The sequence below is a fragment of the Caloramator sp. ALD01 genome (assembly GCF_000472625.1).
Lineage (GTDB): Bacteria > Bacillota > Clostridia > Clostridiales > Caloramatoraceae > Thermobrachium > Thermobrachium proteoclasticum.
Window position 1 is genome coordinate 21,629 of the sequence record NZ_AXAA01000017.1, and the last position, 22,863, is coordinate 44,491.

Consider the following 22,863-nt stretch of genomic DNA (forward strand, 5'->3'; position numbering starts at 1 on the left):
CAATTTAATATGAACAAAAATCTCACATTTAGTTTAATTAAAGACTAAATGTGAGACTTTATATCATATCCTACAACTTTCTCTTAATATTAATTTTGTATTAATCAATACCTTGTCAGCTTCATATCCTGATTCTATATAATTAAAAAGCATTTCTGCAGACTTCTCCCCAAGCTTTTTCATATTTTGATCAACAGTTGAGAGCTTTGGCGTAGTCATTTGAGATAAAATTATATTGTCAAAACCAATGATTGAAAATTCATCTGGAACTTTAATTCCAAGTTCAAGGCAAGCATTTAAAGCACCAGTTGCCATAAGGTCATTGCAGGCAATAAGTGCAGTAAAATCTTCACCAAGTTTTATATCTCTACTTACGTTTATTATTGACTTTTTAGTGTTTTCAACAACTTCAATACTATTACCTGCATTAACAGTTAATACGTATTCAATGCTTCCTATGTTTTTAATAAATTTTCTATATATATTCTCCTTTAAATCATAGGAATAACTGCTTTCACCTCTTACAAATATAATATTTTTATGCCCTGTTTTATTAAGATGCTTTAGAGCATTTTTAAATCCATTCTCTTCATTACTTATAACAAAACTTAAGTCTATCTCCTGATGATATCCATTCACAAAAACAACAGGAACTGTATTTACTATTTCATTATAAAAACCTGACAGAATATTTTCTGTTTGAGGGTCTACAACTATTATCCCATCCACATATCTCTCTATAAATTTATTTACTGCATTTATTTCTGCCTTTGCATCTCCATTTGTTATATTTAAAAATATATCATAGCTGTTGTTTCTTGCATATTTTTCTATACCGTCTACAACCTCTGTAAAATACATATTTGTAATACTTGGAACCACTATTCCAATGCTATTTGTCTTTCTACTAACAAGACTTCTTGCAATAGGATTTGGTTGAAAATTGAGCTTTTTTATTGCTTCCTCAACCCTCTGCCTTGTTTCCTGCTTTACAGGATAATTTCCGTTTATTACTCTTGACACAGTTGTAATTGAAACCCCAGCCTCTTTTGCAACATCATTTATAGTAACTGCCATAAACACATCACCCTATCATAATTAATCAAATACATTATACGAATATTTTTACAACTTGTCTACAACAATCATTTTAATTTATGCCTCAATTATCTCTCCTGTATATTTTTTAAAGGACTTAAACATCATAAAGGAAGTGTAGAGAATAACTATAATAACAACCCACTTTAATAAATCTAATCTCATTTCTTTTACAATAAAGGCAGCAATTAAAACTCCAACAGACCCAAATAAAGTTATTGCAACCGCTGCCTTTTTATCATATGCTCCCTCTTTAATAAACTTTATTGAAGCTGCTGGCATTAAAAAAGCACAAGACCCCATCATTATAGGAAATGCAACCTTTGGACTCATACCAAGTGCATAAACAAGAGCCATACAAGGTGCATAAAGTCCTATTCCTATTGTCATTAAAGCTCCTAATATAAAATTTGCTACCACAGCAAAAATCAACTTACCACCTCTTAACCCAATTGAATCCCCACCGATAGGTAGTATATTAAGTTGTCCTGCTACCATTAAAGTTGCCACAAATAAAAGTGCCATACCCATACTAAATATAACCTTCTTTGTATTTAGTTTAGATACTATTCCTGCTCCTAAAATAGCTCCAAAAACTGAAGCTAAAATCATTGTAATAAGAGTAATTATATCAACTTCTATAATTCTAATAAAAATTAAAGCCTCAAGTATAATTGGTATTGTCATAGAAACATTTAATGTACCCGGTATAGTTCTTTCATCTGTTAGTTTAAATATTTTAAACATCGAGGTTGCCGGAGCAAAGCTACCTATTCCTAATGTATCAAAAAACAACGTTATAAATCCAACTGCACTCAATCCTAAAAAGCTTCCCTCTTCTTCAAAACCATTTTTTGCAACTTTTCTTACATCATCCATCAAATAATATAAAAATATAAAAGCTGCAATAATTAAAATTCCCAATATTAACCCAATCATTACCATACTCCTTTCTATTATATAATAAAAAAGACAATACCGATTTGAAATATTATAACATATCGATTTCATTTTTCATACATTTTGTATTATTTTTAAAAGAAACTTAAAAATTAAAAGGATAGGTTATATAAATACAACCTATCCTTTTATGACTGCAATCAAATTCCTCTTTATCTCATCTGCCACCATTTGTGGTGCCTTATGGGCTCCTCCTGCCGGTTCTTTAATTATTCTATTTATAATTCCAAGCTCCATTAAATCGTAGGCCGTCATCTTCATAACATCAGCAGCCTCCTTTGCACGAGAAGCATCCTTCCAGAGTATGCTTGCAAAACCTTCAGGTGACAAAATAGAATATACCGCATTTTCAAGCATCCAAATCTCATCTGCTACAGATATTGCAAGGGCACCTCCACTTGAACCTTCCCCTATTACTATTGCAATCTTTAGTGTGTCTATTGTTGACATCTCCATTAAATTTCTTGCTATTGCCTCTGCCTGCCCTCTCTCCTCAGCACCTATTCCACAGTAAGCACCTGGAGTATCTATAAATGTTATAATAGGCCTTTTAAACTTTTCTGCCTGCTTCATTAGTCTTAGTGCCTTTCTATATCCTTCAGGATGAGGCATACCAAAATTTCTATATAGGTTTTCCTTAGTATTTCTACCCTTTTGTTCACCAATTACAGTAACAGGGATTCCATCTAAGGTAGCAATTCCACCAACAATCGCAGGATCATCTCCATAGAGTCTATCTCCGTGGAACTCAATAAAATCATCAAAAATCATTTCTATATAGTCAAGACTTGTTGGTCTATCATTCATTCTTGCTAAAACTACTCTATCCCAAGGGGTGAGTTTACTTGATAAATCATTCCTAAGTTCAAGAAGCTTCTTTTCCATCTTCTCTATTTCACAAGTTAAATCAATGTTGTTTTCCGTTGAAATCTTTCTAAGTTCCTCAATTTTTATCTCAAGCTCCTCAATCTTTTTATCTAAATCAAGAACCGACATTACCTCACCCCCAAGTGCATTCTTAAAATGCTATTTAACATACTCTTCATATCCCTTCTATCTACAACCCTATCAACAAATCCGTGCTTTAACAAAAACTCTGATGTCTGGAAACCTTCCGGAAGTCTTTGTCTTATTGTCTGTTCAATAACTCTTGGCCCTGCAAACCCAATTAGAGCACCAGGTTCTGCCAGTATTATATCACCAAGCATTGCAAAGCTGGCAGAAACTCCTCCTGTTGTAGGATCTGTTAAATAGGATATGTATAAAAGTCCCTCTTTATTGTGTTTTGCAAGTGCAGCACTTGTTTTTGCCATCTGCATAAGTGACACTATTCCCTCCTGCATTCTTGCACCACCTGATGTTGTAAATATGATAAGCGGTATCCTCTTTTCTATTGATCTATAAACAAGCCTTGTTATTTTCTCACCTACAGCATATCCCATACTTCCCATTAAAAATCGGTTGTCCATAACTCCAAGTGCAACTTCTAATCCCTCTATCCTACCAATTCCAGTTACAACAGCCTCCTTTAATCCTGTCTCTTCTCTTAATCTACTTAACTTTTCCTTGTACCCTGGGAAATTCAAAGGATCATCCCCTACAAGGTCTCCATCAATCTCTTCAAAACTTCCTTCATCACATAGCATCTCAATTCTTTGGGGTGCAGTAATTCTAAAATGATATCCACAACTTGTACAGACATATAGGGATGAGATTAAATCATCCTTATATATAATCTTTTTGCATCTATCACATTTTATCCATAGTCCATCTGGTATATCTACTTTTGCCGATAAATTATCATAAATTATTTCCTTTTTCCTATCAAACATATTATCAATCATAACATCACCCCCTAAATATCAAAGTTCTTCTTAATGAAGGAAGTATCTATATTTCCCTCTATAAAATCCTTGTGGTTTATTATTCTGCTTAAGAAATCTATATTTGTATCTATTCCATCGACTATAAGTTCATATAGGGCCCTATTCATCCTACTTATGGCCTCTTGCCTTGTTTCTCCATATACAATTAATTTCCCTATCATTGAATCATAATATGGTGGTATTTTATACCCTTGATATATATGACTATCAAATCTTACACCAAAACCTGATGGGACTATAAGCCTTTTTATTTCTCCTGGTGATGGCATAAAATTCTTATCTGGATTTTCAGCATTAATTCTACACTCTATAGCGTGTCCCTTTATTTTTATATCATCCTGAGAAAACCTTAATCTTTCTCCCTTTGCTACTCGTATCTGTTCTTTAATTAAATCTATACCAGTTACAAGCTCTGTAACAGGATGCTCTACCTGTATTCTTGTATTCATCTCCATAAAATAGAAATTACCATTTGCATCTAAAAGAAATTCAATTGTCCCTGCATTTTTGTAATTCACAGCCTTTGCCGCAGATATTGCAGCCTCTCCCATTCTTTTTCTTAACCCTTCACTTAATAGAGAACTTGGTGCCTCCTCTATAACCTTTTGATTTCTTCTTTGTATAGAGCAATCTCTTTCCCCTAAGTGAACTACATTACCATATTCATCTGCAAGTATCTGAAATTCTATATGCCTTGGTTTTTCTATATATTTTTCAATATAAAGATTTCCATCTGAAAAGGCGGCCTCTGCTTCTTGTTTTGCGGAAGTAAAACTTTGTACAAATTCTTCTTCTTTAAAAACAAGTCTCATTCCTCTTCCTCCACCTCCAGCAGAGGCCTTTATCATAACGGGGAAGCCTATATTTTTTGCAATCTTTAATCCCTCATCTAAGGATTTTACAGCACCCTCTGAACCTGGAACAACAGGTACCCCTGCTTTTTTCATCGTCTCCTTTGCCACTGACTTATTTCCCATAAGGGATATAGCTTCTGGAGATGGACCTATGAATTTAATTCCACACTCTTCGCACATCTTTGCAAACTTACTATTTTCAGATAAAAAGCCATAACCTGGATGTATACCATCACATCCTGTCATCAGTGCTGCTGTTAATATATTTTGCATATTTAAATAGCTATCCTTAGATTTTGCAGGACCTATACATATTGCGTGGTCAGCAAGGTGTGCGTGCAAACAATTAGTATCCGCCTCAGAATAAACTGCTATTGTTTCAATACCAAGCTCTCTACACGCCCTTATAATCCTTACTGCTATTTCACCTCTATTTGCAACAAGTATCCTTTTCATACATAACCTCCAGCCTATGCTGTAATAAACATAATTTCAGCTTCACAGGCGATTTCATCTTGAACGTAGGCAACAGCCTTTCCAACTCCTGCCCTTGACTTTAGTTTTATCATCTCAACCTCAAGCTTTAGTACATCTCCAGGAACTACCTTCCTTCTAAACTTTGCATTATTTATTCCTCCAAAATATGCCATCTTACCCTTATAGTCCTCGTGGGATAGAACTGCAATGGCACCAACTTGAGCAAGAGCCTCAATTATTAAGACACCAGGCATTACAGGTTCCTGTTCAAAATGTCCTTGAAAGAAATACTCATTGAAGGTTACATTTTTATATCCTATTGCTCTTTTACCTGGCTCTAATTCATCCACTCTATCCACAAGCAAAAATGGATATCTATGTGGAATTATCTTTTTTATATCATTTATAGTAAGCACATTACTCACCATCCTTTTGAATTCTAAAGAGTGCTTGACCGTACTCCACCATTTCACCATTTTGTACACATACCGCCGCAATAGTACCATCAACTTCTGCTTCAATCTCATTCATTATCTTCATAGCCTCAATTATGCACAATATATCTCCCTTTTTAACCCTTTGACCAACTGCAACAAAGGGTGATGCATCTGGTGATGGTGCACTGTAGAAGGTACCAACCATTGGAGACTTCACAATTATCTCATCCCTAATCTCCTGTATCTTTATATTTTCTACCTTTTCATAGGACTTTTCTTCAATCTTATCTACAGAGATAGGCCTATCTATTTTTGGTACTTCCTTTAGTAAAACGCCCTCACACTCTTTTTTCATAACTATCTTTGTGCCGCCCTCTTCAACCTCAAAATATGTTAAATTAGAGTTGCTCACACATTCAATTAGTTCCTGAAGCTTCTTTACATCCATAACATCAACCTTCCCATTTCTTTAATAATATGCTGGCATTATGCCCACCAAAACCAAGTGAGTTAGATAATGCATAGTTTACCCTCATACTACGTCCTGTATGTGGTACATAATCTAAATCGCATTCTTCATCCTTTACATTCAAGTTTATTGTAGGATGTACGAAATCCTCCTGAACAGACTTAACGCACACAATTGCCTCAACTGCACCAGCTGCACCAAGAAGATGCCCAATCATTGATTTTGTTGAGTTAACAGCTAATTTATACGCGTGATCTTTAAATACCTTCTTTATTGCTGTTGTTTCAATTTTATCGTTATAGGGTGTGCTGGTTCCGTGGGCATTTATATAATCTACACAGGTTATATCTATACCAGCATCTTTTATTGCCATCTCCATAGCACAGGCTGCACCTTCACCCGATTCAACAGGTGCTGTAATGTGGTAGGCATCACAGGTTGCACCATAACCTACAACCTCTGCATATATTTTTGCTCCTCTTTTTACTGCGTGCTCTAAACTTTCAAGTATTAAAATTCCGCTTCCTTCTCCCATTACAAAACCTTCTCTTTCTCTATCAAATGGAATTGAAGCCCTATTTTTATCTTCACTAAAACTTAGTGCTTTCAAGGAACTAAAACCTGCAAGGGCAAGAGGAGTTATTGCTGCCTCCGTTCCACCTGTAATTGCTATATCAAGTACACCTGACTTTATCAATCTATAGGCTTCACCAATTGCATTCGTTCCCGAAGCACAGGCTGTAACTACTGTATTTGCTATTCCCTTTGCACCAAATTTAATTGCAATATTGCCTGCTGCAAGATTGCTTATCATCATTGGTATAAAATAAGGAGATACTCTCCCTGGTCCCTTTTCTAAAAGTGTTGTATGTTCATTCTCAAGTGTCTTTATTCCACCAACACCCGAGCCTAAAACTACTCCAAATCTATATTTATCCACATTATCAACATTAATTCCTGAATCTAAAACTGCTTCATTTGCTGCTATAAGGGCAAATTGTGTAAACCTATCCATTCTTCTTGCTTCTTTTTTATCAATATAGTCCTCTATATTTATATCAACTTCTGCCGCAAGCTTAGCCTTAAAATTTTGATTATCAAAAGATTTTATGAAATCAATAGCGTTTTTACCTTCCTTAAGCCCACTCCAAAAATCCTTAACGTTATTTCCAAGTGGAGTTACCGCTCCAAGTCCTGTTACAACAACCCTATTCATACTACACCTCCTACATAACCATTCCACCATCAACGTTTATAACCTGTCCTGTTATATATGACGCCTTATCTGAAACTAAAAACGCGACCAAATGTGCAACATCCTCCACAGTTCCAACTCTCTTTAGAGGTATTAAATTTTTTATTCCTTCCTTAACCTTATCACTTAAAACCTTAGTCATATCTGTATCTATATATCCAGGTGCAACTGCATTTACAGTAACACCTCTTGATGCAAGTTCCTTAGCAACTGATTTTGTAAGTCCTATAACTCCAGATTTTGATGCCGCATAATTTGCCTGACCTACATTACCAATAAGTCCTATTACCGAAGAGATGTTTACTATCCTTCCTGCCTCTGATTTCATTATATAAGGTGATGCGTGTTTTATCATATTGAAGGTACCCTTTAGGTTAACATCAATAACTGAATCAAAATCATCTTCCTTCATCCTTAAAATCAATGTGTCCTTTGTTATTCCCGCATTATTTACAAGTATATCTACTTTTCCAAATTTATTTATTGCCTCGTCTACAATAGATTTTGCTCCATTAAAATCACTTACATCTCCCTTAACAGTTAAAACCTCAACACCATATTTTTTAGCCTCTTCAACTGTTTCTTTAACATCATCTTCGCTCTTTCTATAATTTAAAACTAAATTTATTCCCATCTTTGCAAGTTCAATCGAAATTGCCCTTCCTATTCCACGACTTGCTCCGGTTACTATTGCCACCTTCATATTACTTACCTCCAATATACTCCAACGTTTTTTCAAGCGACTTAATATCTTCTACATTTAGCGTTGTTAGTTTTCTATCTATTTTTTTTACAAAACCACTTAAAACCTTCGATGGTCCAAGCTCTATAAAGGTATCATAACCATCTTCAATAAGCTTCTTTACTCCCTTTTCAAAGTATACTGGAGAAATCATCTGCAATTTTAAAATCTCTCTTACATCACTATCATTTTTATAATAATCTCCATTTAGATTTGAAATTACCTTCCTTTTAGGCTGATTAATATCTATCTCCTTCAATACGCTATAGAATTCTTCACTTGCATCCTTTAACATATCTGTATGAAAGGCACCACTTACATTTAGCTTTACTGCCTTTGCACCTAAGCCTTCCGCTATATTCATAGCCTTAAGTACTGCATCTTCTTCACCTGCAATTACAACCTGCTTTGGACAGTTGTAGTTTGCAGCCCTTACAAATCCAGCATCCGCTGCTTTTTTACAAATATCTTCTATCATATTCTCATCAAGCCCTACTATTGCAGCCATTGTACCCTTTACCTTTTCTGCACACCTTCCCATAATCTGTCCTCTTTTTCTCACAAGCTTTGCACCATCCTCTAAAGTAAAGCTTCCTGCAAAACATAGAGCAGAATATTCTCCAAGACTAAGTCCAATTGCTGAATCTACTTCTATAGACTTTGCTTTTAAAACACTCAATGCTGCCATACTTACAGTAAATATTGCAATCTGTGCATATTCTGTCTTATTTAAATTTTCTTGCTCTTCAAAGCAAAGCTTTGCTACATCTATATCAACACTGCTATTTACCCTTTCAAATACTTCATTTGCTTCCTTTAATTCATAAAGTTCTTTACCCATATTTAAATATTGACTTCCCTGTCCTGAGAATAAATAGGCTATCTTCATTTATCTCACCATCCCGCCTAAAGCTTTATATAAATCTGATGCTTCTTTTACTATCTCCTCAATAATTTCACTACAAGTCTGTTCTTTTCTTACAAGACCTGATACTTGCCCAGCCATTACTGAACCAAAATCTATATCACCATCAATTGCAGCTCTTTTCAGTGAACCTGCTGCCCTTTGCTCAAAAACTTCAGCATCAAGGCCTTGTTTTTCAATATTTAAAAGTTCTCTTGTAAATCTATTTCTTAGGGAACGTACTGGATGTCCTGTTGATAAGCCTGTGATAACTGTGTCAATATCCTTTGCTGACAAGACTCTCTGTTTATAGTTTTGATGTACATTACATTCCTTTGCAACCAAAAATCTTGTTCCCATTTGAACTCCAACGGCACCTAAAGAAAGTGCTGCTAAAAGTCCTCTTCCATCCGCTATTCCTCCTGCTGCAACAACAGGAATCGAAACAGCATCAACAACCTGAGGTACAAGTGCCATAGTCGTAAGTTCACCTATATGTCCTCCCGATTCGTGTCCCTCTGCAATTACTGCATCTACACCGCTTCTCTCCATTCTTTTGGCAAGTGCAACTGATGGAACAACTGGTATTACCTTTATGTTATTTTCCTTCCACATTTCAATGTATTTTCCGGGGTTGCCTGCACCAGTTGTTACTACTGCTACTTTTTCTTCACATACTATCTTTGCAACCTCCTCTGCATAGGGACTCAAAAGCATTATGTTTACACCAAAGGGTCTATCTGTTAGTCTCTTTGCCTTTCTTATTTCTTCCCTAACTATTTCACCCGGGGCATTTCCTGCTGCAATAATTCCAAGCCCACCTGCATTTGAGACAGCAGCCGCAAGGCTACTGTCTGCAATCCAAGCCATTCCACCTTGAATAATTGGATGCTCTATATTTAAAAGTTCACAAAGCTTTGTTTTTATCATTATTCATCACCTATTCTTTCCTTTATGTACTCTACTACATCCTTTACAGTTTTAATATTTTCTGCATCTTCATTTGGAATTTCGATTCCAAACTCATCCTCAAGGCTTATTAATATTTGGAAAAGGTCTAATGAATCAACACCTAAATCTACAAATGTTGTATCCTCTGCAATTTCATTTTCATCTAAATTAAGTTGATCTGCTATTATATTTCTTATCTTTTCAAACATCATTGACTCCTCCTTATATACTCCAATTTATTATTAGGCCTCCTGAAGTTAATCCTCCTCCAAAGCCAACTAAAACAACCTTATCATCCTTCTTTAACATTCCCTTTTCATACATCTCACATAGGGCTATACCTATGCTTGCAGATGAAGTATTTCCATATTTATCTATATTAACATAGAATTTATCCCTTCCTATTCCTGTCTTATCTGCAGCATAGTCTATTATTCTTATATTTGCTTGATGTGGAACAACATAGGCTATATCATCCTTTTGTAAATTTGCGTCCTTTAAAAGAATATCAATGCATTTCACTATTGCATTTGTTGCAAACTTAAAAACTTCCCTTCCATCCATCCTTACAAAACTATCCCACGTGTTCTGTATTAAAATATTCCTTAGAGGAAGCCCATTGCACTCAAGGTATTTTCCCTTTTCTCCCTCTGATGAAAGGTACATGCTTAGCACACCATCCTTTGATGCTTCTACAACACATGCAGAAGCACCGTCACCAAACAGAACGCAGGTATTTCTGTCATTCCAGTCAATTATCTTTGAAAGAGTTTCTGCACCAATTATAAGTGCATATCTATAATTTAGTGTTTTTAGCATAGCCTCTGCCGTAACAAGACCATATATAAGCCCTGTACAACCTGCATTCAGATCAAAGCAGGCTGCATTCTTTGCTCCTATATTCTTTTGAACAACACAGGCTGTTGATGGAGTAAAATAATCGGGTGTTACTGTTGATACAATTATCAAATCAATATCCTCTGCACTTATTTTAGCCATATCTATTGCCCTTTGTGCAGCAATACTTGCCAAGTCAGAGGTGTTTTGTCCAAGGGTTAATCTTCTCTCTTTTATTCCTGTTCTTGTTACTATCCATTCATCTGATGTGTCAACAAAATTAGAAAGTTCATCATTTGTTACAACCCTCTCGGGAACACATTTTCCAATACCAATTAGTTTCACTTATTCTTCACCACCTATTTTCTTAAGCCTTTTCTTAAAGAAGTTATTTAATTTTTCAAGGGAACTTACTAAAATCTTTTCTTCCTCATCAGTTAGTCCCTCAATTACTTCATTAATCATAGCACTATGGAACTTTTCGTGCATTCTATAGGCAAGTTTACCTTTATTTGTTAGATGTACAAAAACTATTCTTCTGTCCTCTTCTGAACGTTTTCTTTCTACATATCCTTTTTTCTCAAGATTATTTACTGCAACAGTAAGAGTTCCTACTGTTATGTTTAGTTTTTCTGCGACTTCAGACATAGTCTTATCTCCATACATTCCTATTGCCTCAATTGTATGGATTTCTGTGATTGATAAATCATTAAAATCCTTTGATTTTAATGCCTGCTGTTCAATCATAAGTATGTCATTAAATAATTCCACTAAAAGCTCGTTTAAAACTGAATATGTCTTTGACACAGTACCACCTCAATATTTTGATTCTCAAATATTTTTATAATCAAAGTATATAAAAATAAATATATTCTGTCAAGGTGGTAATCTAATTTTATTTCCAAGATATACATTTTTATTTTAATTATTCCAGAGTATAGAGTCAATAAAATGTATAACTGTTAATATTTTGTTTAAAAAATTAACTTTGTTAATTTAAAATCAAAAATAAAATGGGGCAAATTGCCCCAATATATTATTCTAATGTTGTACTATCCTCCAATGCTTGAACTTCATTTTGTTTATCAAATCCTATATACTCTTCAATATATTTGTTTATTATATAAACAGTTAATAAAGTTGACATATATGAATTTATCAGTGTTTGTATAATCTTAACATTTTTAAATATTATACCTACTAATAATCCTATAATCATATTAAATACAAAAACCCCTAATATATTAAAGAAATTTGAAAACCCAAACTCAAAAGACCTTTTAAACGCTCCTGTAAAACCTTCATCTTCAACCACAAGAATAGGAATCACAGGTGTTACCAATATAGCAACAAAGCCTAAAATTAAAACAAAAATTAATATTCCAATTATAAAGACACCTGCTGAGCCTTTGGATGCAACATATAAGCTACCTATTATAAATATAGATAAAAATATATAAATAATCAATGCAGCTATTAATGCTAAAGAAACCACCAAAACTCTAACATAATATTTAAATGCCTTTTTTGAATTTTTATTAAAATCTATTTTACCACTTAAAACCTTATCCTTTACCATCAAATTTGTCCAAGCTGTTAAAAATGGTGATATAAATAATAATACAACCATAATCAGCAGTGCAGCTATAATTTGTCTTGAATAGGCTCTAATTATACTATTTATATCAAATCCATATCCAACAATTTGATTTTTCACTGGTATTCTGGCATTTCCTAAAAGATTGCATATAAATAGAGGAAGCACCATAAGTGGTTCTGTAAAAATAAGTTTTAGACTTTTCTTAAACATAAAAATCCCCCTATCATATAATATCATTCAATAGGTTCAAGTGGAATTACTATTGCACATATTAAATATGCTAAAATTCCTGAACCTCCAAGAAATGTAGCAAAAACCCAAGCTAATCTAACTAATGTAGGGTCAATTTCAAAATATTTGGCAATACCTCCACAAACTCCTGCTATCATCCTCTCCGTCCTTGACCTATAAAGCTTTTTGTACATAACTTCACTCCTTTTTCATTTTCTAAAACATATATATTTTTATTTTTTCTATTTATGTATTTATTTTTATATATTTACTATTTTCTACTAAATAAAAGCTTATTTCAAGTAATTTTTGTTAAAAAATTTGTAATGTTAAAATAAAAAGGTGAAATGTTCATTACCACATAATGTATAATGTCACATTTCACCTAAGTAGCATTTACGTAAGTCTACCCTGCCAAGTATCTCTCTCTATAAATCTTTTGTCTATTGCATTTAAAACTTCCCATTTTTTCAAGCTCCACATAGGGCCAATTAAAAGTTCTCTTGGACTATCTCCTGTCATTCTATGAATAACCATATTTTCTGGAAGCCTCTCAATACAATCAACAACCAAATCTACATATTCATCCATCTCTAAAAATCTCAATTCTCCTCTTTGATAAAGTTCCACCATTTTTGTTCCCTTCATTAGATGAAGAAGATGTAACTTTATTCCTTGTGTATTTGTCTTTGCAACAAATTCAACAGTTTCAAGCATTCTCTTTCTATCTTCTTTAGGCAATCCAAGTATTACGTGGGTTACTACATCTATATTTCTCTTTTTTAATTTTTCTACTGCATCAATATACGTCTCAAGGCTATATCCTCTATTTATTAGCTTTGCTGTATCATCGTGTATAGTTTGAAGTCCAAGCTCCACCCAAATATATTTTTTTTGATTTATTTCACTCAATAAATCTAAAACATCATCAGGTAGGCAATCTGGTCTTGTTGCTATTGCAAGCCCTACAACCCCCTCTAAATTTAATACGCTATAATATTTTTCTCTTAACACATCAACTGGTGCATAGGTATTTGTATAGGCTTGAAAATAGGGAATGTATTTACCTTCCTTCCACTTTTTATTCATTATTTCTTTTATATCATTAAATTGTCTAACTAAATCATCTCCACAACCCGCAAAATCTCCTGAACCTCTTGCACTACAGAATATACATCCTCCACTTGAGATCTTGCCATCTCTATTTGGACAAGAAAATCCAGCATCAAGGGATATCTTAAAAACCTTCTCTCCAAACTTCTGTCTTAAAAAATAATTAAGAGAATAATATCTCTTATCTCCCCACATCTTCATTTGTTTCACCACCTGTATTTGAAAATCACTATGTCTTTTCATATAATAATATTATTATATGAAAATGTAAAGTTGGTATATTTTTATTATATACTTAACCAAAATTTACATTTTAAAAAATTATTTAATATTTATTTACCTTTTATAACTCATTAAACCAAAATAGAAAACATAATTTCTCTTTAAGATTAGGTCTGTATAATAATATTGTTAAAATTATATATATTTTTATATACATTATTTTAATTCTTAACTTTACAAAAAATAGACACATTAATTGTGCCTATTTTTTGTAAAATAACTATGCTATTTTTTCCATTTCAATTTTATACTCAGCTAATTGTTCTTTAAAATTACTTTTTGCTAATTCATTTAATTTAATTTCATAATTTTTACTTTGCTTTAAAATCTGGATTTGTGTTAATTCTTTTAATGTCTTTATTGATAATATAGTTCTATATAATATATTTCTCTCATTTTCATCAAATAATTGATAATCACAATATTTTTCATTTACGATTATCTCTAACTTTTCAATATCCTCTAAAAATATATTTCGTATTTTTTTTATTTCTATCGTAAAAAACTGTACTGTTTTAGCTGTCTCCCTTAATATATTTTCTGCTGTTTCCATCTTTTCTATAGCTTTATTAGCTTCTCTTCTAACCTCATAAGCTTTCTCAAGACTTTGGGTCCCCTTACTATTTAATAATAATCCTCCAACAGCTAACGCAGGGCCTGCTACAAGTCCACCTAAAACCGCTGTACCACCTGCTATTCCAAGTCCTCCGGCTGCTAAAGAACCTCCTCCAAAGAAAGCTAAAGTTGCATTTGTTGCTGCTGCACCTGATAATGCACTTAGAGCTGTTCCTGTTGATGCTGTACCTAAAAGCATTGCTCCGCCCCATGCTCCAATTCCAGCTAAAGCTCCTGCTCCTATAGAACCAGTAACACCTGCTAAAATATCGATTGCTCCTAAATTAATATCCTTGAATTCTTTTAGTTCTTCTGGTGTTAATGAAATAAATTCATTATGTAGTTCACCATTAAATTTTGGCTTATTATGTATTTTTTCATATAACATAATAAATCTCTTTAGATCTTTTGTCCAAATATCCATTTTTACTTTTCCTAATTTTTCTAATTTATTTGTGCAGTTATTTTGTTCTTCTTCCATTTTTTCTTTAGCTCGTTCATATCTATATGTTGCATCTTCAACAATCTCATTTGCTTCCTTTATTTTATTTGCACCACTAACTCCTGCCCCTATTCCTGTTGCTGCAGTAGCCGCTGCTATACCAATAAACAATAAAGGTATTGGCATATCTATACCTCCTTTAACTTTCTACACACTAAATAATTTAATCTATAATACTCTTCTCTATCCATTTTATCTTTAAGATATAATTCATAATATAAATCTACATTACATTTAATAGGTCTTTTATTATATATTGTACATAATCTCTTTTCCATATCAAAATATTTACAAATACCATCTCCTCTATCTAAATCTTTATAAATTGGATTTAAATCAAGGTTAATACAACACTTTCCACATTTACTACATTTAAACATATGATTTAACCAACTATGTCAAAAACTTTTTTATATACATTTTTTAATTCATCCAATACACTTGAAATGGATTTTATCATATCTGAATCTAAATTAAAATCATTTTTTAATTTTTCTAACAATTCAATTTCTCTATCATCTTCTTTTTTATCTACCTTGACTAACGCAATAAGTTCAAACATAATTTTCTTTATATTGCTAAAATTACTTTTTTCCTTTAATCCTTTAACAATTTCTTCATATTTTATACCTTTAATTTGATAGTCTTCTTCAAATAATCCCATTTCAAATCTGTATTCATTAATTAAATCCAATTCCTCTTTTTCAATTTTTAAGTCAGCTTTTATTACTAAATTACACAATTCAAGAAATAATTGTTGCTCTTGTTCTGATAAATACTTCAAAAACATTCTAAACTCCTCCTTTTTTTATAATTCTAAAACAAAATTTTTATCTAACATGCAATTATTAAATTCTTCAAAATTTTTAAATTGCATGTTACACCCTAAACTTGATAGAAAATCAGTTAATACTGTTGTCATATCTTCTCCTCTTTCTAACCTATTATTTATTTGAATAATTTCATATGTTTTTTTATTTAATTCTTTTATATCTATATCCATTAGTTTAGATATATAATTATCTAATATTTTATTAGCTTCTTTTAAATCATTTACAACATTATCATATATTGTATTATTCATATACTTAATAATTTTTCTCATTAAGTCTGAATTGTCTATAAAATATATAATACTAATACTCATAATACCACTAACTAAAGTTCCTACAAAAATTGGTATTGTATCATTTAATACTTCTCCAATTAAAGGGATCGATGCAACACCACTTGTAGATATTAACTTTTGAACAGCTTCAGTAATTAAATTTCCTATTATTGCAGAAATTCCTAAAAAAATAATTTTACAAGCTGCACATACTTTTTTTTCAAATGGTAGATTATCTGGATTATATATTAAAATTTTCAATGCTTCTTTAATTGAAACTATTGCTTGTCTTATTATTCTAACAACATTTTTTGCTGTTGTTAAAAACATATTAATTATAGTTGTAACAACAGAAGAAAGTACTCCTGATATAAATCCATTTTTAAAAGCATCTAAAATATCTTTAAACTTTTCTTTTACACAAATTACAGCTTTTTCGATAATATTTCTTAGTTTTTCCCAAAATATCTTTAAATCAAAATTATTTTTTAATTCCTTTACCAACAAAGGTATTTCATCAAATATAATAAATGTAAATTCTGTACATATAATACCTAATGCTTGTCTTATTCCTAATTTACTTCCTTGTAAAATTGAATCTTTACCTATTTCTCTTGAATAATGTTGTAACAATTTTCTCGCATTATGGCTATCAATTTTCTTTTTTGATTGTTTATATAAGTATGTTGCCTTTTCTTTATTAATTTTAAAATATTCAGCATTAGTCATATTACTTCCTTTTCTTTTTGTATTCAGAAACTCTTCCATTGATTTTTCACCTTTTGATAAATTAATTGAAGCTTTTGTTAGTGCCATATTTGAATTATCATTGCCTATTTTCTTTATTTCTTCAACGCTATTAAGCATTCGTGTTTTTGGGTCATCGTGCAGTTCTTTAAGTGAAACTATATGATCTAAATGTGTAGAACCATCTTTTTGTAATTTATCTCCTGTATATTCGCATCTCAGTTCTTTTTCTCTTTTATAAATTTCTTTTTTCTTTCTATTCATTTCACTAGCTGTTACATAATCTTCTCTGTTATATTGTCTTTCACCACGCTCTCTAAATTTTTGATTTGCATAAACGCCTTTTTCAAAGTTGTGAACTGTTTGAACATTTCCTCCATCTATGTCTTCAAATAATATAAAATCTAGTCCAAAAGATGTTATTAAAGAATTATATACGACTTTTTTATATTCCTTTATTAGACAATTAATTTCATCATTACCATTTTCATTGTGAGATTCCACAATAATTTCCTCATTATCAAATTCATAATATAAATAACTTAAAATTTTTTCCATTATATCACCTCAATATACATATTTATACATTTATAAATCATATTCTTAATATAACTTATAATAATTACTATAATTAATATGCATTTAACATATTGATTTTATTTAAAAAAACTTATTTATCTCTATACACTTGAGATTTAATATTTTTTCAATAAAACTTTATAAAAAATACCTTTTATTTCCTATCTAAAACCACTTAGAAATTAAATCTCAAGAACTTAAATTGACATATTTCATATAATATTATAAATATTCTACTTAAATATTAAAATTCCTTCATAATTCACTATATTTTTTAAATATATTTATTTCATGATTTGATTATATATTTTATTTTTATTTGCATTTGAAATTAATGTTTTGTTTTATTATAATCAAGATATGAAATTATTTTTTATAAAACAAACCTTAAATTAATATTTTAAATAATATTAAAGGTGATGAAATGAATATTGGTCTTAGGAACATAAAAACTGCACTTTCGGTGTTTTTATCAATTTTAATTTCAAATTTTGTTGGGCTTGATTATCCATTTTATGCTGCTATAGCATCGCTTGTTTGTATGCAATCTACATTAGAAAAAACATTTATAACAGGTAAAAATAGACTTTTAGGCACAGCAGTTGGGGCACTTCTTGGTTTTATATTTGCTTCTGTATTTCCAACAAACGCTATTTTCTCAGCCATAGGAATAATTGTACTCATTTATATTTGTAATAAACTTGAGTGGAATGATGCAATATCAATGGCAGGAATTGTTTTTTTAGCAATTATGTTAAATATAAAGGATAATAAACACGCCCTTATATACAGCTATAAAAGACTTTTGGAAACGCTTATCGGAATTGTTGTTGCATTTTTAGTGAATTCTTTTATATTTCCACCAGAAAAATAAAATGGAGTGTGTTAATATGAATGCAGTACAACTTGAAGAGATATTAAAGTCAAATGGATATAAAATGACAATCCAAAGAAGAGCTATAATAGAGGTGTTATGTGAAAACATTGGAAAATTTTTATCTGCTGAAGACATATTAAATCTATCTAAAAACAAATGCCCTCAAACAAATTTTTCAACAGTATATAGAAATTTAGAAATTCTTGAAGAGCTTCAATTAGTACATAAAACAAATATGGATGCAAATAGCACCTGCTTTTATGAAATAATTGATTTAGACAATCACCACCACCATATTATATGTACACAATGTGGCAAAACAAAGGCTATAGACTTTTGTCCCCTTGAAATGTTTAAATCCAATATAGAAGATGAGGATTTTGAGCTTTTAGACCATAAGGTAGAACTTTACGGAATATGTAGTGAATGTAAAAAAAAGCCTAAGAAGTAATCTTAGGCTTTTTTGTGTACTTTTCATTAACTTTATATATAAACTGAAAAGCTGTAGTAGCCAGCATTATTCCAAAGGCAATTGCACCTGCTGTTCCTATTGTTTCTATTCCCTTATTTGCAGCAAATACTAATCTTCCTTCTACTATCGCTCTAACTGTAGTATAGGCCGTAATACCTGGAACAAGTGGATAGATTCCAGGAATTGAAAATACAAAGGCTGGAGTTTTACGCTTCCTTGCCATTGCCTCACTATATATTCCACAAGCAAAGGCTGCAAGAAAGGTAGAAAAAACTACTCTATCGGTTTGAATAAACAATACCTTAAATACAACCCAAGAAATTCCTCCACATAAACCAGCCCATACTAAATTTTTTCGTTCAATGTTAAAAAGTATTGCCCCTGCAAAACTTCCTATAAATGCTAAAATAAAATCCATCATATTACCTCACACCCAACTTAATTGTAGTATTAATGAAACACCAACACCAAGACCTATCGCAATTGCTATAAAGGATGCTTCAATTAACCTTGCAAAACTTGATATAAAGTCGCCATATAGCGCATCCTTTATACCATTTGTAATGGCAACACCAGGAACAAGCGTCATTATAGCACCTATTATTACCTTATCTATGTTTACATAGGGGATTAACTTAGCAACTATTATTGATAATACTCCTGCCATAAGGCCTGACAGAAAAAACTCTAAAAATTGAAAGAATCCATATTTTTGGATGTTATCTTTTATATAAAAAATAAACATACTTATAACAAAAGCAACTAAGGAGTCCAAAAAACTTCCTCCAAATAGTTTTGCAAAACCAAAGGCAACAAAGCCCGATGATATAATCTGAAGATTATAACTAAAATAGGGCATATTTTTTATTCTATTTAATTCCTCCATTGCCTCTTTGTAAGAGGACCTCTCATTTAAAAGCCTTCTTGAAAAGGTGTTTATCATCTCAACCCTATGAAGGTCAACACTTCTATTTTTTATTCTCTTTACATTGCTTAAAACATCTCCATTTTTGTTTCTTACTGTTAAAGAAAATCCTGTTGGCATAACAAAGCACTCACAATGGACTCCATAGCTATTGCAAATCCTTGTTATAGTATCCTCAACCCTATATATCTCTGCACCACTTGATAGAAGTATCTCCCCAGCAAAGCTTGCTATATCCATAACTTCCTTTATATTCACACTATCACCTATCCTTAATGTAATAATAACAATTAATAATATATCATAAATTAATCAAAAGGTTTATTATTTATTAGTTAAATTAACTTAAATAAATTGTAAACCTTTGTAAAAATATTTTGACATTATTATTTACATTATGTTTACAATTTATCAACAACATCTTAATATTGAATGTGTATTATTAGATACGTAAAGTGAAGCTCAAATTTTCCCCCCATAATAGTTCCCCCTTTAATATAGATTAATAAAAAATGGTATAAGCCGGCGTTAAGCCGGCTAATTTCCTATATATAGAATTTTATTTGACAATCTTTAATCTCTAAAGAAACTACTGTATCATTTCCATAAACTTCTGCTTTAACTTCAACATCATTTACTGTAACCTTTTCTGCCTTGATGTTCTTTAATCTAATCTTTGCCTTTTTATAACCCTTATCATATCCTTTATGTTCAACACTAAAACTTATATTTACAAAGTTCTCTTGTTCTGTTTGTACTAATTTGTAAAGATTATATTCTCCTTCCCTATAATTAAAGGTCTCTCTATCATCTTCATAGTGAAGATAGCTTCCATTACCCTTATAAACTTCAAATTCTACTTCATCCAATTCCTTTTCTCCTACATAATTCATCTCTCTGTATGTTGGTATAATACTACCTGCCTTTATATATATTGGGCAGATATCAATTGGAGCATCCTTTAGAACTACCCTATTTCCTTCAAATGCTTCTCCTGTCCAATAATCATACCATACACCTTCTGGTAGATATACTGCTCTAAAGGTTTTTCCCTGCTCTAATATTGGTGCAACTAAAATATTTTCACCAAATAAAAATTCATCGTTTAATTCGTAGGTATTCTTATCCTCCATATAATGCATAAATAGAGGCCTCATTATTGGAAGTCCTTTTTCTTCTGCTTGGTAGAATAAATCATATAAGTATGGTAGAAGCTTGTATCTTAGCTTTATATATTTTCTATTTATCTCCTCTGTCCTTTCATCAAAGGCCCAAGGTTCTTGGTCTCTTGTATGTATACAGGAGTGGTTTCTAAATAGTGGAGTAAAGCATCCAAGTTGTACCCATCTTGATAAAAGCTCTGGAGTACAATCAAACTGAAAGCCTCCAACATCTGTTCCGCAGAAGGCAAAACCTGATAATCCTAAATTTAAAAGCATAGGAACTGCCATTCTTAAATGTTCAAAGAAACTATGGTTATCTCCTGTCCAAACTGTTGAATATTTTTGCGTCCCTGCAAAACACGCCCTTGTTATAACAAATGGTCTTTTATCGGTATATCTTTTTAACCCCTCATAGGTAGACTTTGACATAAGATGTCCATATACATTGTGAATCTCCCTATGATCTGTTGGATAACCATCGTTTTTAAACTGAACATCATCTGGAAGTGGTCCTCTAAAGGATGCTGGTTCGTTCATATCATTCCAAATACCAGCTACACCACTATCTACCATAACCCTTTGCTTTTCCGACCACCATCTTCTAACCCTCTCATCAGAAAAATCAGGATATAAAGATTCTCCTGGCCAAACCTCATTTACATAAGGAATACCATCCTTATCCGTTGCAAAATATCCATTTTCTATTCCTTCATCATAAACATAGTATCCCTTATCCTTTTTAACACCTGGGTCGATAATTGTTACAACCTTAAAGCCCATATCCTTTAGCCTGTCTGTAAAGGCCTTTGGATCTTTAAATTTCTCCTTATCCCAAGTAAACACCCTATATCCATCCATATAATCTATATCAAAATATATTACATCACAGGGGATATCCCTTTTTCTAAAGTTTTCTGCAATCTCTAAAACCCTGCTCTCTGGAGCATAACTCCATCTACACTGCTGATAGCCAAGTGTCCACATTTGAGGAAGTGGTGTTCTCCCTGTTAAATATGTATATCCATCAATAACATCAACTACCTTTGGACCATAGATAAAATAATAATCCAAATTACCATCATCGGCACCAAAATAGTAGTAACTACTGTTTTCCTTTCCCATATCAAAATATGTTTTAAAGGTGTTGTCAAAGAATATACCAAAGGCCTTATTTTCTCTTAGTGTAATAAAAAAAGGAATAGATTTATATAGTGTTGTATAGTTTTCAACGTGGGGTTTTGGATCATCTGTATTCCACATCTCGTAGTAATATCCTCTTTTATTAAGATGTCCTGTTTTTTCTCCAAATCCATAAAAATATTCGTCTCCAAGCATCTTTTTTATAACTTCTATTTTATGAGGTTTAAAATCTGTCTGTGTACTTATTCCTTCTCCCTCTGCAATTGAAGTATTTCCTCGTCTTATAAATGGGCTTCTCTCACCATCATAATCTAAACATAATGGATTTTTCTGTTTATCATAAAAATCTACCCTAAAGTTATCATATATTACAACAATGACGTCATTAGTTTCTATCTCTACTCTATCTTCATATCTTTTTTCTAATATGTTTGCTTCCTTTGTTTTTAAATTCTCAATAGCCTTTGAATTATGTTCCTTATATTTCATTGGAACAAAAACGTTTATAATTGTATCACTTATTACCTCTATAATGCCCTCTCCATTCTCGAAACTAAATATAAACTTATTCTCTCTCCTTACATATTCCTTCATCTTTCCTAACAAATAAATCACTCCCTTCTCTATAATTCTACAACA

General features: G+C 31.9%; 26 protein-coding genes. 2 read left to right on the forward strand and 24 right to left on the reverse strand.

All coding sequences use genetic code 11. From position 1 onward, the window contains the following. Nucleotides 1-63: 63 nt before the first annotated feature. The 21 genes from A3M9_RS0108145 to A3M9_RS0108245 all read right to left on the reverse strand — a co-directional run bounded on the left by A3M9_RS0108145 (nt 64) and on the right by A3M9_RS0108245 (nt 17,626). A complete protein-coding gene (locus A3M9_RS0108145) occupies nt 64-1,077 on the reverse strand; it encodes a LacI family DNA-binding transcriptional regulator (RefSeq protein WP_027308790.1) in 1,014 nt (337 codons plus the stop codon). Nucleotides 1,078-1,155: 78 nt separating this feature from the next. After that, the gene (locus A3M9_RS0108150; protein ID WP_027308791.1) at nt 1,156-2,037 is read right to left on the reverse strand and encodes a sulfite exporter TauE/SafE family protein; all 882 of its coding nucleotides are present in this window, start codon (nt 2,035-2,037) and stop codon (nt 1,156-1,158) included. A gap of 141 nt (nt 2,038-2,178) precedes the next feature. Then, on the reverse strand, nt 2,179-3,054 hold the full coding sequence (locus A3M9_RS13505) for an acetyl-CoA carboxylase carboxyltransferase subunit alpha (RefSeq protein WP_084424722.1): 876 nt from the start codon (nt 3,052-3,054) through the stop codon (nt 2,179-2,181). Then, nucleotides 3,054-3,890 carry an acetyl-CoA carboxylase, carboxyltransferase subunit beta gene (accD, locus tag A3M9_RS0108160; protein WP_242826194.1) on the reverse strand — a complete coding sequence of 279 codons (837 nt, stop codon included), beginning with the start codon at nt 3,888-3,890 and terminating at the stop codon, nt 3,054-3,056. Before accD ends, A3M9_RS13505 begins: the two co-directional genes overlap by 1 nt. 23 nt (nt 3,891-3,913) lie before the next feature. Next, entirely contained in the window at nt 3,914-5,254 is a 1,341-nt protein-coding gene (locus A3M9_RS0108165) for an acetyl-CoA carboxylase biotin carboxylase subunit (RefSeq protein WP_035166181.1), read from the reverse strand. 14 nt (nt 5,255-5,268) lie between these two features. Continuing rightward, a complete protein-coding gene (fabZ, locus tag A3M9_RS0108170) occupies nt 5,269-5,703 on the reverse strand; it encodes a 3-hydroxyacyl-ACP dehydratase FabZ (RefSeq protein ID WP_027308794.1) in 435 nt (144 codons plus the stop codon). Continuing rightward, entirely contained in the window at nt 5,693-6,160 is a 468-nt protein-coding gene (gene accB / locus A3M9_RS0108175; protein ID WP_027308795.1) for an acetyl-CoA carboxylase biotin carboxyl carrier protein, read from the reverse strand. The genes fabZ and accB overlap by 11 nt, the downstream gene beginning before the upstream one ends. A gap of 4 nt (nt 6,161-6,164) precedes the next feature. Then, the gene (gene fabF / locus A3M9_RS0108180; RefSeq protein WP_027308796.1) at nt 6,165-7,397 is read right to left on the reverse strand and encodes a beta-ketoacyl-ACP synthase II; all 1,233 of its coding nucleotides are present in this window, start codon (nt 7,395-7,397) and stop codon (nt 6,165-6,167) included. Nucleotides 7,398-7,407: 10 nt separating this feature from the next. Continuing rightward, complete coding sequence (gene fabG / locus A3M9_RS0108185; protein WP_035166183.1) at nt 7,408-8,139, reverse strand: 3-oxoacyl-[acyl-carrier-protein] reductase; 732 nt, start codon at nt 8,137-8,139, stop codon at nt 7,408-7,410. 1 nt (nt 8,140) lies between these two features. Then, on the reverse strand, nt 8,141-9,067 hold the full coding sequence (gene fabD, locus A3M9_RS0108190) for an ACP S-malonyltransferase (protein ID WP_027308798.1): 927 nt from the start codon (nt 9,065-9,067) through the stop codon (nt 8,141-8,143). Then, nucleotides 9,068-10,012: an enoyl-[acyl-carrier-protein] reductase FabK gene (gene fabK / locus A3M9_RS0108195; protein ID WP_027308799.1), complete on the reverse strand. Its 945-nt coding sequence runs from the start codon at nt 10,010-10,012 to the stop codon at nt 9,068-9,070. Beyond that, nucleotides 10,012-10,245 carry an acyl carrier protein gene (gene acpP, locus A3M9_RS0108200; RefSeq protein ID WP_027308800.1) on the reverse strand — a complete coding sequence of 78 codons (234 nt, stop codon included), beginning with the start codon at nt 10,243-10,245 and terminating at the stop codon, nt 10,012-10,014. The genes fabK and acpP overlap by 1 nt, the downstream gene beginning before the upstream one ends. Before the next feature lie 10 nt (nt 10,246-10,255). Continuing rightward, nucleotides 10,256-11,215: a beta-ketoacyl-ACP synthase III gene (locus tag A3M9_RS0108205; RefSeq protein ID WP_027308801.1), complete on the reverse strand. Its 960-nt coding sequence runs from the start codon at nt 11,213-11,215 to the stop codon at nt 10,256-10,258. Next, nucleotides 11,216-11,617, reverse strand: coding sequence for a MarR family winged helix-turn-helix transcriptional regulator (locus A3M9_RS0108210; RefSeq protein ID WP_370882853.1), 402 nt, complete (start codon nt 11,615-11,617; stop codon nt 11,216-11,218). It abuts the gene before it with no gap. Between the two features lie 289 nt (nt 11,618-11,906). Continuing rightward, complete coding sequence (locus A3M9_RS0108215) at nt 11,907-12,680, reverse strand: hypothetical protein (protein WP_027308803.1); 774 nt, start codon at nt 12,678-12,680, stop codon at nt 11,907-11,909. 23 nt (nt 12,681-12,703) lie between these two features. After that, the gene (locus tag A3M9_RS0108220; protein WP_027308804.1) at nt 12,704-12,895 is read right to left on the reverse strand and encodes a PspC domain-containing protein; all 192 of its coding nucleotides are present in this window, start codon (nt 12,893-12,895) and stop codon (nt 12,704-12,706) included. A gap of 202 nt (nt 12,896-13,097) precedes the next feature. Further along, complete coding sequence (locus A3M9_RS0108225) at nt 13,098-14,015, reverse strand: TIGR01212 family radical SAM protein (protein ID WP_035166185.1); 918 nt, start codon at nt 14,013-14,015, stop codon at nt 13,098-13,100. 301 nt (nt 14,016-14,316) lie between these two features. After that, the gene (locus tag A3M9_RS14785; protein WP_051350661.1) at nt 14,317-15,339 is read right to left on the reverse strand and encodes a hypothetical protein; all 1,023 of its coding nucleotides are present in this window, start codon (nt 15,337-15,339) and stop codon (nt 14,317-14,319) included. Between the two features lie 2 nt (nt 15,340-15,341). Then, nucleotides 15,342-15,593, reverse strand: coding sequence for a hypothetical protein (locus A3M9_RS0108235; protein WP_027308806.1), 252 nt, complete (start codon nt 15,591-15,593; stop codon nt 15,342-15,344). A gap of 5 nt (nt 15,594-15,598) precedes the next feature. After that, nucleotides 15,599-16,003, reverse strand: a complete 405-nt coding sequence (locus A3M9_RS0108240) for a hypothetical protein (protein WP_027308807.1) — start codon at nt 16,001-16,003, stop codon at nt 15,599-15,601. 18 nt (nt 16,004-16,021) lie between these two features. Then, nucleotides 16,022-17,626 (reverse strand): hypothetical protein, encoded by a 1,605-nt coding sequence (locus A3M9_RS0108245; RefSeq protein ID WP_027308808.1) that lies wholly within the window; start codon nt 17,624-17,626, stop codon nt 16,022-16,024. 445 nt (nt 17,627-18,071) lie between these two features. Here A3M9_RS0108245 and A3M9_RS13515 point away from each other — a divergent pair, with 445 nt between their 5' ends. Together A3M9_RS13515 and A3M9_RS0108255 are read left to right on the forward strand one after the other, a co-directional pair. Further along, nucleotides 18,072-18,521: an aromatic acid exporter family protein gene (locus A3M9_RS13515; protein ID WP_035166187.1), complete on the forward strand. Its 450-nt coding sequence runs from the start codon at nt 18,072-18,074 to the stop codon at nt 18,519-18,521. 16 nt (nt 18,522-18,537) lie between these two features. Further along, on the forward strand, nt 18,538-18,975 hold the full coding sequence (locus tag A3M9_RS0108255) for a Fur family transcriptional regulator (protein WP_027308809.1): 438 nt from the start codon (nt 18,538-18,540) through the stop codon (nt 18,973-18,975). Here A3M9_RS0108255 and A3M9_RS0108260 read toward each other — a convergent pair. The 3 genes from A3M9_RS0108260 to A3M9_RS0108270 all read right to left on the reverse strand — a co-directional run bounded on the left by A3M9_RS0108260 (nt 18,965) and on the right by A3M9_RS0108270 (nt 22,818). After that, complete coding sequence (locus A3M9_RS0108260) at nt 18,965-19,417, reverse strand: threonine/serine exporter family protein (RefSeq protein ID WP_027308810.1); 453 nt, start codon at nt 19,415-19,417, stop codon at nt 18,965-18,967. The two genes, A3M9_RS0108255 and A3M9_RS0108260, sit on opposite strands and share 11 nt — an antisense overlap. A 6-nt stretch (nt 19,418-19,423) precedes the next feature. After that, on the reverse strand, nt 19,424-20,179 hold the full coding sequence (locus tag A3M9_RS0108265; RefSeq protein WP_027308811.1) for a threonine/serine exporter ThrE family protein: 756 nt from the start codon (nt 20,177-20,179) through the stop codon (nt 19,424-19,426). A gap of 287 nt (nt 20,180-20,466) precedes the next feature. Further along, entirely contained in the window at nt 20,467-22,818 is a 2,352-nt protein-coding gene (locus A3M9_RS0108270; protein WP_156897889.1) for a glycoside hydrolase family 31 protein, read from the reverse strand. Between the last annotated feature and the right edge of the window lie 45 nt (nt 22,819-22,863).